This window comes from Xanthomonas sp. NCPPB 1325 (assembly GCF_041477645.2).
GTDB lineage: Bacteria > Pseudomonadota > Gammaproteobacteria > Xanthomonadales > Xanthomonadaceae > Xanthomonas > Xanthomonas cannabis.
Window position 1 is genome coordinate 2416656 of record NZ_CM192985.1, and the last position, 13105, is coordinate 2429760.

Genomic DNA, 13105 nt, shown 5'->3' on the forward strand with positions numbered 1-13105 from the left:
CAAGGCCGAAATCACGATAGGCCCTTCTTGTATCGGCAATACCCTGACAGGACTTGAGGATCTGCATCACGGAAATCAGCTGTTCAACAGGCTGCTGAGCGAGCTGGTGCTGCCCTGCAGCTGGGTGATCATCTTCTCCATCGCGGTGAACTGCTTGGTGTACATGTCAGACAGCTTTTCCATGCGCGTGTCGAGCTGGTCCAGCTCGGTTTCGTAACCCTTGATCTCTTTGTTGAGGGTGTCCGAGCGCATGGTGAGCGCGCCGTTGTTGACGTTGAGATTGGCGTCCAGCAGCTTGGTCATGCCCGCGCCGAACTTGCTGTCCTTGCCCAGCACCGCAGTGGCGGCGTCTGGATCGGCATTGATGGCAGTATCGAACTTGCTGGCGTCGAAACTCATCACGCCGTCCTTGTCCAGGGTAAGCCCGAGCGCTTTGAGTTCATTCAAGTTGCCGGCCACCTGGCCGCGCAACTGCGACTGCAGCCCCCTTACCAGCGAATCGCCAGTCAGCGCCGAAGCGGTCTTGGTAGCGGCATCGTAGCTGCTACTCTTTGTGAGCAGCGTGTTGGCGGTGTTGTACGCGGCCGCAAACGCCGTCAGGTTGCCTTTGAGGCCGCTGCTGTCGGCTGCGATATTCAAGCTGAATTTAGTGCCCTCTGCCGCCTTGGTCAGGCTGAGCACGGCGCCTGGCACCAGATCAGTGATGGTATTGGAACTGGAAGTACGCTCAAACCCGTCCACGCGTACCAGCGCATCGGTGGCTGCGACGGCCTCGGTCATGCCGCCGGTGACGCCGTTGCCGAAGGTGAGGGCATCCAAGCTGGGGTCGCTGGCGCTAACCGTCAACGCGCCCTTGGTGCCGCTATCGATCGCGTTGAAGACCAAATGCTGGCCGTCGTTGGCGGTCACCACGCTGGCCGTCACGCCCTTGCCGCCAGCCGCCTTGTTGATCGCGGCCGCGATGTCGACAAGCTTATCGGTGCCACTGATATCGACGGTGATGCTCTTGTCGCCATAGCCAACGGTCAGCGTGCCACTGCCCACGTTCGCATCGGCAACGTAGGCACCGGAAGATAATTTCTGCGCGGTGGCCAGCTTCACGACTTCCACCGAGTAACTACCAGGTGCAGCGGTGGTAGTGGCGGTGGCGGTGAAGCCTGCGTCGGTCTGCACCGTGGCTTTGAAGGCAGGCGTATTGGCACTTCCGATCACCTTGTCCAGCGACGACTTCAGCGTGGTCATGCTGCTCTTGACCTGACTGATTGCCGACAGCTTGGTGGTGGCAGCTGTGCCCGCTTTGTTGATCACCGCCTGCGCAGGCTCCTTGCGCCGCGCAACCAATGTGGACACCAAGGTTGGGATATCGAGCCCTGAGCCGGTGCTGATGCCAGACGTCGCCATGTTGCATTCCTCGCGTTAGCGTCCAAACAGGCGGACGCATGGGATTACGAAACGGGTATCGGCCGCATCCGGGCGGACTTTAGCTACGACGCCACCTTTCGCTCGCGGCTTGGCTGATGCAATTTCCATGCCTGGATGGTGTCAAAAATTTTGACCAGACTCCGTGCCGCGTAATTGCGTTGACCTGGCCACAAAAAAGCCCCTCCGAAGAGGGGCTTTGGACTGCTGCGAAGCGCTGCCGCATTGCTGCGACAGATGACTGCAAGTTACTGCAGCAGGCTCAGCACGTTCTGCGGAACCGACTTGGCCTGGGCCAGCATCGCGGTACCGGCCTGCTGCAGGATCTGCGTGCGGGTCAGTTCGGCGGTTTCCTTCGCGTAGTCGGTGTCGCGGATACGGCTACGCGAGGCCGACAGGTTTTCCGAGGTTGCGCTCAGGTTGGCGATGGTGGAGGTGAAGCGGTTCTGCACCGCACCCATGTCGGCGCGCGAGGAGTTGACCGCGGTCAGCGCCTTGTCGACGATTTCCAGGGCCTTCTGCGAGCCGGAGAACGTGGAGATGTCCAGGCTGCTCAGGGTCGAGGCGGTGGAGCCGGAAGCGGCCGACGCGGTGGTGATGCCGGCGCCGACGGTGATGCCAGCGGCGCTGGAGGTACCGGCCGTCAGCGAGGTGAAGTCCTGGCCGGCCTTCAGCGATTCGATCTGCACCGTACCGTCGGTCTTGATCGAGGCGTACATGCCGGTCTGGTCGAGCTTGTCGTTGATCGCTGCAGCCACCTTCTTGTTGACGTCGGCAGCGCTCTCGCCGACGCCGACCTTGACGTCCGCGATGGTGATGCTCTTGGCCGCGCCACTGGCGTCCTTGAACGACAGGCTCATGCCGCTGATCGAGCCGGAGGCGGTGGAGGTGCCGGTCACGCCGGCGCCGGAGACGGCGGCAGCGAAGTTTGCCTTGCCCAGCGAATCGACGTTGGCATCGACGATGCTGTTGATGCCGATGGTCTGGCCGGCGTCGGCGCCGACCTGGAACAGCGCGCCGGAGAAGTCGCCGTTCAACAGCTTGGTGCCGTTGAAGTTGGTCTGGTTGGCAACGCGGTCGATTTCGGCGGTGAGCTGCTTGACTTCGGAGTTCAGCGCGTCACGGTCGGTCGGCGAGTTGGTGGCGTTGGACGACTGCACCGACAGCTCGCGGATACGCTGCAGGTTGCTGCCGATTTCGACCATCGCGCCTTCGGCGGTCTGGGCCAGCGAGATGCCGTCGTTGGCGTTGCGCGAGGCAACGTCCAGGCCACGGATCTGCGTGGTGAAGCGTTCGGAAATCGCCAGACCGGCGGCGTCGTCCTTGGCGCTGTTGATGCGCAGGCCAGACGACAGACGCTGGATGCTCGTCGACATGCTGGCGCTGCTGGTGTTGAGGTTACGCTGAGCGTTCAGCGACATTACGTTGGTGTTGATTACCTGTGCCATTTTGATTTCTCCTAAGCGATTTTTCCGGCAAGGGGGACTTGCCCGGAGCCTCCGCAGGGGGGCCATCAAGTTGGCCGTTGCCGCTGCTGAGATGAATAACGGCGTTGCGTCGGGAACCTTTAGCGAAATTCAGTATTTTTTTACTGTTTTTCTGCCGCGGGACGAAAAGCGTAAGCGTTGTGTATCAAGGGGTTTGGTTTATTCGGCAGCTCCCCGGAGATCTTTAGCGTTGGTATAAAACTCAAGCAATAAACTCCGTCTGCCTGCACCGGGACTGCCGTGCAGGAGCGAAGCAAAACGCAGGTTTGCTGCGGAAAATCAGCGGATCATGTTGAACAAGGTTGACGACTGCATCTGCTGGAAGATCGTTTGAGCGGCCTGCAGGGAGGCCTTCTCGAGTTCGTACTGCCCGATCGCCGAGGCGTAGTCCAGATCGCGGATCGACGACAGGGTGGTCTTGAGCGTGACTTCGTTGGAGTCGAGCAAGGAGTTGGCGTTGTCGATGGCCGACAACTGCGCGCCGCCGGACGCGCGCGCATCGATCATCTTCGACGAGGCCTGCGCGATGTCGCGCATCGACGACTGCAAGGTGTTGATCATCGCCGCCTTCTGCGGCTGCGTCAGCGTGTCGGAATTGAGCGCGCCGACCAGGTCGTCGATGGTGGAGAATACGTCCTTGGTGGTGGAGGCGCCGATCTGGAAGCTGTCGCCTACCGCCGGTGCGCCGCTGATGCGCATGCGCACGCCGGCCGCGGTGATGTCGTCGCCATCCTTGTAGGTGCCGGTGCCGACCACCGCATTGGTGCTGTCGCGCACCTCATAGGTGTCGGCGGCGGTGAACTGCACGCTGTAACTGCTCCCGTTCCAGCTGCCGGTACTGGCATCGCGGCTGAAATCCAGCAGCAGCCCGGTGCCGGTATTGGCATTGGAAGGGTGGGCATCCACGGTGCCGTCGCCGGTGCGGATGCGCATGAAGATTTCGCTGCCGGGCAGGGTGTCGCTGACAAAGGTGTCCGGGGCCACTTCCACCTGCTTCTGGGTCTGGTCGCCGTTGTAGGTGACCCCGCCACTGCCCTTGATGAAGGGCGCGCTGCCGTCGGCGGTACCACCGAACAGATAGCGCCCGGTGCCGTCGGTGCTGTTGGCCAGGCTCACCATGCTGTCGCGCAACGCGGTCAGCTCCGAGGCGATCGCCTTGCGATCGTCCGGGCTGAGCGAGGAGTTGTTGGCCTGCACCGCCAATTCGGTGACGCGCGCCATTTTGTCGCCGGCCTGCGCGAGCGCGTTTTCCTGCAGCCCGAGGCGGTTCTGCACGTTGTTGGCGTTCTCGCCGAAGCGGGTGATGGCGGCCAGCGCGCGATCCAGGCCGACGGCTGTGCCGGCGGCGACCGGATCGTCCTTGGCGGTAACCAGGCGTTGCCCACTGGACAGCTGCGATTCGAGCTGGCTCAGCCGCGCCTGCTTGGCCCCCATCGAGGCGACCGACTGGCTGTACATCATGCTGGTGGAGATACGGTCGGTCATCAGCGTACGGCGCCCAGGATGGCTTGGAAGATGGTGTCTGCGGTGGAGATCATCTGTGCGGCGGCCTGGTAGGCCTGCTGCAGTTTCAGCATGTTGGCGGCTTCCTCATCGAGGTTGACGCCGGAAATCGAATCACGGCTGGCCTGCGCCTGGTCGTTGATGACCTTCTGCGCGTCCGAGGCGTAGCTGGCTGCGCGCGCGGCCGAACCCACCGAGGTGGTCAGGCCCGACAGCGCGCCGTTGAGGGTGACCGTGCCGCTGCTGAGCGCCTTGGCATCGTCGATCTTGGCCAGCAACTTGGCATTGCCGTTGTCGCTGGAGCCGGCACTCATCGGACCCACGCCGAAGGTGTCGCCGGCCTTGGGCGCACCGTCCAGCGCAAAGCTCCAGCCGTTGGCGCTGATGGTCTGGCCCGCGGTGTAGGCAAACGGGCCGGCGCCGTCGACGGTGTACTGGTTGGCATCGATGAACTCGATCGAGGACGGGGCCAGCAGCGCGGGATTCTGCGCATTGCTGACCTTGACGTCGCTGATCTTGCCGGTGCCCAGGTTGGCGACGGTGGCGGTGGCCTTGACCGGGGTGGCTGCCGCAATACGCGAAGGGTCGGTGATGGCCACCGACAGGGTACCGGCCAGCCCGGCGGTGGGCTGCAGCAGGAACTTGTCGCCGCTGGCCGGAGTGCCGCCGACCACCATGCTCACGCCCTTGAGCACCAGCGGATCGGCAGCGGTGCCGGTGCCGGTCATCGGCACGGCCGAGCCGGTGCTGGCGCTGGTGGCCTTCCACGCAGTGCCGTCGAAGCTGAGCGTGACGTCTTGCCCATCCACGGCCGACATGTTGCTGAAGCTTGCGCTCAGCGACGCGGTGCCGGTGTTCTTCGGGTTGGCGGCAGTGGTCGGTGCGCCGATGTTGAAGAAGTTGCCGCCCATCGCGCCATACAGGTCCATACCCTGGCTGTGGCCGGCGTTGAAGGTGCTGGCCATGCCGACGGCCAGGCGGCCCAATTCGGCCTGGGTCGGTTCCAGCACGCTGCTGCGGAACTCCAGCAGGCCACCGATCTGCCCGCCCAGCGAGTTGGCGCTGAGGCTGACGTTCTGCCCCTGGGTCTGCATTGCCACCTGTAGCTTGGTCGGCTGATACGGGTCGGCGACGGTGGTGAGCTTGGAGGCCGTGGTGCCGACCACCAGCGCCTGGCCGCCGGCGGTGAAAACGTTCATGAAGCCGCCGTCCTGGATCACCGCGGTACCGCCGGTGTAGCCCACCAGCTTGGTCACCAATGCGTCGCGCTGATCGAGCATGTCGGGCGAGGCGCTGTCGATGCTGTTACCGATGGCGCCGTTGATCTTGGCGATCTGCTGCGTCAAGCGATTGACTTCGTCCACCGAGGAGGTCAGGCCGCTGTTGACCTCGTTGCTCAGGCTGTCCATCTGCCCGTTGAGCTGCTTGAAGCGCGTCGCCAGCGAATTACCGCTGTCGAGCATGCTCTGCCGCTCGGCGGTGGAGGACGCATTGGACGACACCGCGCTGGTGGAGTCGAAGAGGTTCGACCACAGCCCGGCCACGTTGGTGGCCGTATTGGAGTAGAGCGCATCCACGCGGTTGGACAGCGAGGACAGCTGCTGCAGGCGCGAGAGCTCGCCGCCGCTGTCGAGCAGGCGCGAAATGGCCAGCTGGTCGGCCACGCGGCCCACGTCGGTGATCTTGGCGCCATTGCCCACGAACGCGTAGCCCATGTCGGTGGGCGTGCGCGTTGCAAATTCCACACGTTGGCGGCTATAGCCTTCGGTATTGATGTTGGCGACGTTATGGCTAACGGTCGACAACGCCCGTTGGAAGGCGATGAGCGCGCTGGTCCCGGTGGACATGATGGACATGAGCGTTTACCTCAACGACGGATGGTGCCAAGCCCGGCAGGCTCGGCGGTGCTGGCATAACGGTTGGACAGATCGGCCGCCGCGTTGCCGATGGCGGCCACCGCACGGTCGATGGTCGGGCCGTTGGCGATCGCTGCGATCTTGGCGGCGTAGCCCGGATCGGTGGCGTACCCTGCCTGTTGCAAGCCGCGTGCAAAACCCTTGATATCGGTGCCGGCCTGCAGTGCGCCCTGGTAGCGGCTGTTGTTCTTCAGCAGGCGCACATAGTCGGCAAAGCTTTCCTCGGCCGAGCCGTAGGCGCGGAAATCCGCGGTTTCGGTGGTCTTGACGCCGTTGACGTATTCGTGGGTGCCAGTGGTGACCCTGGCGCCGCTCCAGCCGGTGGCCTTGATGCCGAACAGGTTGTTGGAATCGCCGCCATTGCCGATGCCGCGCCGGCCCCAGCCGGTTTCCAGCGCGGCCTGCGCCACCAGTGCGCGCGGGTCCACGCCCAATTCGCGCGCGGCTTTCTGTGCATGCGTCCAGATCTTGGCGACGAAGCCTTCCGGAGTGCGTTCGCCCAGGCTGGCCGCGGCGCTGCTGGCGGCGCTGGCGTTGACGGCGGCATTGGCGTCGGCCGCGTCGCTGGCGGCCACATCGGCCCAGCGGTCGTTGGCCGACGGCCAGCTCAGTGCGGCCGCATCGTCGCCGCCGGATTCGCCAGCACCGGTGCGCCCGGCGATCAGGTCCAGCACCTGGCTCATGCCGACGCCGCCCAGCGCACCTGCGCCGAGCTTGGCCGCCGCGCCCAGGGTCGCGTCGCCGCCGCTGGCGGCGCCATCGCGGGCGGGCAGCGGCAACGAGGCATCGCGCTTGCCGGCCACCAGCGAGTAGGCCTTGGCGGCCTCGGCGGTGCTCAGCGAGGTGTTCAACGCCGGGCCGCCGGTGTCGCCGCTCAGCTGCTTGGAGATCATCGCCGACAGGCCCAGCCCCTTGCCCTCGGTCAGCGCCTTGGCCATCTGCTGGTCGTACATCTCGCGGAACATCTGGTTTTCGCCCGGAAACATCGGGTCGCCGGAGCTCGCATCGCGCATGCTCTTGACCAGCATCTGCGCGAACTGGCCTTCGAGCTGACGGGAGACCTTGTCGATCTTTGCCGGATCGGCCTTGGTGCTCGGGTTGAGATCAATGGGCGAGGCTGCGATACGCATGTCAGATCACCTCCAGCTCCGCCGTCAGCGCGCCAGCCTGCTTCAGGGCTTCCAGGATGGCGACCAGGTCGCCGGGCGCCGCGCCCACTTCGTTGACCGCGCGGACGATCTGATCGAGCGTGGTGCCGCCTTCGAACTTGAACATGCGGCTGCCTTCGGAGGTGGCCGTGATGGTCGACTGCTGGGTCACCGCGGTGCGGCCGCCGCTGAAGGCGCCCGGCTGGCTGACATTGGTGTTTTCGCTGATGGTCACGGTGAGCGAGCCATGCGCGATGGCGGCCGGCATCACCCGCACCAGCTGGCCGATGACCACGGTGCCGGTACGCGCATTGACCACCACCTTGGCCGGTGCATCGCCAGGGGAGAGTTCGACGTTTTCCAGCCGCGACAGCAGGCCGATGCGCGCGCCCGGGTCGGTCGGCGAGCGCACCGCCACGGTCACGCCATCCACCGCACGCGCGGTGCCGGCGCCGAAGCTGCTGTCGATCGCCGCGACCATGCGCGAGACGGTGGTGAAGTCGTTCTGATGCAGGTTGAGGGTGATTTCGCCGCTGCCGGCAAATACGTCCGGCAAGGCGCGCTCGACGGTGGCGCCGTTGGGAATGCGGCCGACGCTGGGAATATTGACCGAGACGCGCGAGCCGTCCTTGCCCTGTGCGCCGAAGCCGCCGACCACCAGGTTGCCCTGAGCCATGGCATAGACCTGGCCATCGGCGCCTTTCAGCGGTGCCATCAGCAGCGAGCCGCCGCGCAGCGACACCGCGTTGGCGATCGAGGACACGGTGATGTCGATCGGCTGGCCGGGCTTGGCGAACGGCGGCAATTCGGCATGGATGGCCACGGCCGCGACGTTTTTCAGCTGCGGGTTGACGTTCGCCGGAACATTGACGCCCAGCTCGCCGAGCAGGTTCTTCAGGCTCTGCACGGTGAAGGGCGCCTGGCTGGTGCGGTCGCCGCTGCCGTCCAGGCCGACCACCAGGCCGTAACCGACCAGCGCATTGCCGCGCACGCCGCCGACCTGGGCAAGATCCTTGATGCGCTCGGCGCTGGCCGGTGCGGCGATTGCGCACAGCGCAACGGCGGCAGCGAGCAGACGGAAGGGCAGGGAAGACAGATTCATGGTCGCAGGCTCAGTAGGGCGACAGACGGGAATTGAAGAAGCGACTCAGCCAGCCCATCGCGTTGGACTGGGCGATGGCACCGCGGCCGCCGTAGGCGATGCGGGCATCGGCCACCTTGCTCGAGGGCACGGTGTTGTCCGGAGAGATGTCGGCGGCGCGCACGATGCCCTGCACCTGCACCAGCTCGTCGCCCTGGGTCAGGCGCAGCTGCTTCTGCCCCTGGATCACCAGGTTGCCGTTGGGCAGGCGCTGCATCACGGTGACGGTGACGCTGCCCTGCATGCGGTTGCTCTGCGCGGTGTTGCCCTTGCCGTCGAAACTGCGATCGCCGCTGGTGGAATTGCGCAGCACGTCGGTGCCGTTGACGGTGAGCGGCACGCCGAGCAGCGTGGGGGTGCTCATGTCCACGCTGTCGGACTTGCTGACGGTGGTGTTGGCGGTGGACGAGGCGGTGGTGTTTTCGATCAGGTTCACCGTCAGCAGGTCACCGACATCGCGGGCGCGGCGGTCGCCATACAGATTCAGGCTCGGGCCGGCAGCGTAGATCGCACCGGCGGTGGGCTGCGCCACCGGCGCGACCACCGGCACGATCGGCGCCATCGCTGCAAACGGCCGCACATCGCCGGCGGCCACGCAGCCACCCAGCAGCGCGCTGCAGGCGATGGCCAAGCACAGAGAGGAGAGGGAAGGCAGGCGGGACATGGCGTAAGTTCCTGAGAGGGCGGTGAGCGGCGAGCCGATCAGACGTTGTTGTTCAAGTAACCGAGCATGGAGTCGGTGGTGGAGATGGCCTTGGCATTCATTTCGTAGGCGCGCTGCGTCTCGATCATGCTCACCAGCTCTTCCACCGTATTGACGTTGCTGCCTTCCAGCGCGCCCTGCACGGTGTTGCCCAGGCCATTGAGGCCGGGGGTGCCGTTCTGCGCGGGGCCGGAGGCGGTGGTTTCGACGAACAGGTTCTCGCCCTTGGACTGCAGGCCCGAGGGGTTGATGAAGTCGGTCAGCGTCAGCGCGCCGATTTCCTGCGCGGCGGCCTGGCCGGCCAGGGTGACGCTGATGGTGCCGTCGTTGCCGATGGTCAGCGACTGCGCGCCTTCCGGCACCTGGATACCCGGCTGCAGCGGGTAGCCGCTGTTGGTGACCAGCTCACCCTGCGCATTGATCTGGAAGGTGCCGTCGCGCGTGTAGGCGGAGGTGCCGTCGGGCATCTGCACTTCGAAGAAGCCACGGCCGTTGACCATCACGTCGAGCGCGCGGCCGGTCTGCTGCTGGCTGCCCTGGTCGAAGCCCTTGAAGGTGGACACCACGCGTACGCCGGTACCCAGTTGCAGGCCGGTCGGCAGCTGCGTCTGCGCGGAGGTCGAGCCGCCGGGCGCACGCACTTGTTGGTACAACAGGTCTTCGAACGCGGCACGGTCGCGCTTGAAGCCGGTGGTATTGGTATTGGCCAGGTTGTTGGAAATGACCGACATGCGCGTCTGCTGCGCATCCAGCCCGGTTTTGGCGACCCACAAAGCCTGATTCATGACCCGATTCCTCGTTAGACCCGGGGATGTGTTCCGGGTACGGGTGGGTATATGCACGTGGCGTGCCAAAGTGGCGCCGGATTTCTGCCGGGTGTGCGGTGGGTCACGCCGAGGGGGAGCGGCGGCCTTCGCGGGGCAGTGCTGGCGGCAGTAGGCACCGGCGAAGCGGGAGCGGTGGAAACCTGCGCGGCCGATCAGGCGCGGTAGATCGGTCGCCGGTCAGCGATGTGTCCGACGACGTGTGAATTCTTCGTGCTGCGTGCGAAAGGGCTTTGGGATTTGCAGGCTGGCATTGCGGCGCAGTCAACAGTCGGGTTGGTTGAGCGCGCGGTGCCCTCACCGCTCGCGGGACACGCCGCAAGTACGTCCTTGTAGGCTCGGTGGCGGCATCCATGCCGCCACACGGTCCCGCAATCGGCGAGGACACCGCACCAGACAGTTGGCTGGCAGCCAATCGAGAGCGGGTCGTTGCAGGCCTCGGTTTGCTTGTTGTTACGGATCGCTTGTTTGGTGCAACTGTTTGGTGCAGCTCCAGGCGCGATGACAGACATGCGGGTGACGATCTAAATGCGCTTCAAGCACTGCTCTCATAGACAGACCGGCCAACTCGACTGGTCCTTGCCCGCCCGCCGTCGCGGGACCCTTGGCGGCATGGATGCCGCCAAGGAGCTTACAAGGACGTACTTGCAGCGTGTCCTGCGATGGTGGGCGGGCAAGGGCCCTGCAGCCAAGCTGAAGATCAGCGCGTCCGCGGCAAAGGCTCAGATCATTCGCTCTGCAATAAACCCGCCAAACTGTCTCCCAACTGCTGACAGCGTGGCTGGCAACAGCCTATCCGACGGTGCTGCCTGCCTGGAGCCGTTATTAGCCGCTCACCCGCAGTAGCGAATTGGCCGACTGCGCGTTGTCGTCGCCGTTCTTGATGATCTTGACCTGCATCTCGAACTGGCGCTGCAACTGGATCATTTCCACCAGGGCGCCGGCGGCGTCCACGTTGCTGCCTTCCAGCATGCCGCTGTTGATGGTCTTGCCGGTGGCTACCGCAAATGCCTGCGCCGGGTCGGTGCTGGTGTTGCGCATCAGCCCGTCCGGGCGCCGCGTCAAACGGTCGGCGGGGGCATCGACCACCTTCATCTTGCCGACGATGGCCATGGTCTGCGGGCCTTCGCCCTGCGGAATGATGGAAATGCTGCCGTCGCTGCCGATTTCCATAGCCTGGTGCGGCGGGATGGTCATCGGGTTGCCGCCTTCATCCAGCACGGCGTGCCCATTGGCGGTGACCAGCTGGCCATTGGCAGTGAGCGCCAGTTCGCCGTTGCGGGTGTAGGCCTCGCTGCCATCGGGCGACTGCACCGCCAGCCAGCGGTCCTGCTGCAGCGACACGTCCAGCGGGTTGCCGGTGACCTTCTGATGGCCCTGGCTGCGATCGAAGCCCTGGTCCACATGCAGCGCATCGATCCGCGACGGATAGCCCTTGCCCTGGATCTTGAACGCCTCGGTATTGGCCAGCGCGGCCTTGAACCCCACCGTATCGACGTTGGCGAGATTGTGCGACACGGTGCTCTGCGCCTGCAGGGAGGCGCGGGCACCGGTCATCGCGACGTAGAGGGCTTTGTCCATGGGAATTCCTTAAGGGCCGGGACCGGGGACCCGGGACTCGGGACCCGGAAGAGCAAGAGCGACGAAGCATCGGCTTTTGCTTTTCCGAGACCCGGGTCCCGAGTCCCGGGTCCCGAGTCCCGGGTCCCGAATGTCATTAACGAATATTGATGATCGTCTGGGTGACCTGGTCCTGGGTCGAGATCATCTGCGAGTTGGCCTGGAAGTTGCGCTGGGCCACGATCATGTTCACCAGCTGCTCGGTCAGGTCCACGGTGGAGGCCTCCAGCGAGCCGGATTCGATCTGGCCCAGGTCCGAGGTGTCCGGGGCGCCCACGCGGGCGGCGCCGGAGGTGTAGCTTTCGGCCCACATGTTGTTGCCCTGCGACTGCAGGCCCTGCGGGTTGACGAAGCTGGCCAGCGACACCTGGCCCAGCGGCTTGTCGGCACCGTTGGAGTAGCGCGCAAACACCACACCGCTGGTGTCGATGCTGATCTCGTTGAGCTTGCCGCTGGCGTAGCCGTCCTGGCGGGTGTCGCGCAGTGCGAAGGCTTCGCCGTACTGGGTGGAGCCACTGACATTGAGCTGCATGTTCAGCACGCCGGCACCGGTGCTCGGGGTGAACGGGTCCATGGCGATGATGCCGTTGGCCGGGGTGGTCAACGCGCCGGTGTCGGAGAACTGCAGGGTGGTCGGTGCGCCAACTGCGGCGCCGTCCACGTAGTTGTGCACCTGCCACTCGTTCGGGTTGGCGGTCTTGACGAAGTAGGATGTCTGCACGTGGCTGACGCCCAGCGAATCGTAGACGTTGATGCCGCCGGTGGAGTGGCTATAGGTCTTGTCGTCGGCCGGGCTGAACGGGGTCACGGCCGGTGCGGTGGCGTTGCCGGGCAGGGTGAAGGCCAGGTTGACCGTGGAGGTCGACTTGGGCGGGCTGTCGGTGGTCAGCAGCTGCAGGTCCGACAGGCGGCCCACGTCGAAACCGTTGCCGCTCGGGTTGGGCGCGAACACCTGCAGGCGTGCGCCCTGCGGGTTGACCACATAGCCGTTGGCGTCGGTCTGGAAGTTGCCGGCGCGGGTGTACATCTTGGCGCCATTGGATGACACGGTGAAGAAGCCTTCGCCGGAGACCGCCAGGTCCAGGCTGCGGCCGGTCGGGTCGATATTGCCCTGCGAGAACTGCTGCGCCACGTTGCTGACGCGTACGCCCGAACCCACCGCGTTACGCGACAGGCCGTAGCTGGTGCTCTGGAACATGTCGGCAAACTCGGCGCGCGACTCCTTGAACCCGGTCGTGTTGACGTTGGCGATGTTGTTGGAGGTGACGTTCAGATCGGCATTGGCTGCGTTGATGCCGGACAACGAGGTATTGAAAGCCATGGATGAGTTCCTTTAAGTGTCGG

At 64.9% G+C, this 13105-nt stretch carries 10 protein-coding genes; all 10 read right to left on the bottom strand.

The features are described 5' to 3' along the window. Positions 1 to 75: 75 nt before the first annotated feature. Positions 76 to 1401 (bottom strand): flagellar filament capping protein FliD, encoded by a 1326-nt coding sequence (gene fliD / locus ACCQ10_RS10285; protein ID WP_372363003.1) that lies wholly within the window; start codon positions 1399 to 1401, stop codon positions 76 to 78. A 266-nt stretch (positions 1402 to 1667) separates the two neighbouring features. Further along, complete coding sequence (locus tag ACCQ10_RS10290; RefSeq protein WP_184374252.1) at positions 1668 to 2867, bottom strand: flagellin; 1200 nt, start codon at positions 2865 to 2867, stop codon at positions 1668 to 1670. A gap of 318 nt (positions 2868 to 3185) precedes the next feature. Next, positions 3186 to 4391: a flagellar hook-associated protein FlgL gene (gene flgL, locus ACCQ10_RS10295; protein WP_372363004.1), complete on the bottom strand. Its 1206-nt coding sequence runs from the start codon at positions 4389 to 4391 to the stop codon at positions 3186 to 3188. Beyond that, positions 4391 to 6265: a flagellar hook-associated protein FlgK gene (gene flgK / locus ACCQ10_RS10300; protein ID WP_372363005.1), complete on the bottom strand. Its 1875-nt coding sequence runs from the start codon at positions 6263 to 6265 to the stop codon at positions 4391 to 4393. Before flgK ends, flgL begins: the two co-directional genes overlap by 1 nt. An 11-nt stretch (positions 6266 to 6276) precedes the next feature. Then, positions 6277 to 7455, bottom strand: coding sequence for a flagellar assembly peptidoglycan hydrolase FlgJ (locus tag ACCQ10_RS10305; protein WP_372363006.1), 1179 nt, complete (start codon positions 7453 to 7455; stop codon positions 6277 to 6279). A 1-nt stretch (position 7456) separates the two neighbouring features. Continuing rightward, positions 7457 to 8575, bottom strand: coding sequence for a flagellar basal body P-ring protein FlgI (locus tag ACCQ10_RS10310; RefSeq protein WP_047696164.1), 1119 nt, complete (start codon positions 8573 to 8575; stop codon positions 7457 to 7459). 10 nt (positions 8576 to 8585) lie between these two features. Beyond that, positions 8586 to 9278, bottom strand: a complete 693-nt coding sequence (gene flgH, locus ACCQ10_RS10315; protein ID WP_047696166.1) for a flagellar basal body L-ring protein FlgH — start codon at positions 9276 to 9278, stop codon at positions 8586 to 8588. Between the two features lie 38 nt (positions 9279 to 9316). Then, positions 9317 to 10102 (bottom strand): flagellar basal-body rod protein FlgG, encoded by a 786-nt coding sequence (gene flgG, locus ACCQ10_RS10320; RefSeq protein WP_047696168.1) that lies wholly within the window; start codon positions 10100 to 10102, stop codon positions 9317 to 9319. 864 nt (positions 10103 to 10966) lie between these two features. Next, complete coding sequence (gene flgF / locus ACCQ10_RS10325) at positions 10967 to 11722, bottom strand: flagellar basal-body rod protein FlgF (protein ID WP_019300290.1); 756 nt, start codon at positions 11720 to 11722, stop codon at positions 10967 to 10969. A 136-nt stretch (positions 11723 to 11858) separates the two neighbouring features. After that, on the bottom strand, positions 11859 to 13082 hold the full coding sequence (gene flgE, locus ACCQ10_RS10330; protein ID WP_372363007.1) for a flagellar hook protein FlgE: 1224 nt from the start codon (positions 13080 to 13082) through the stop codon (positions 11859 to 11861). Positions 13083 to 13105: the final 23 nt, after the last annotated feature.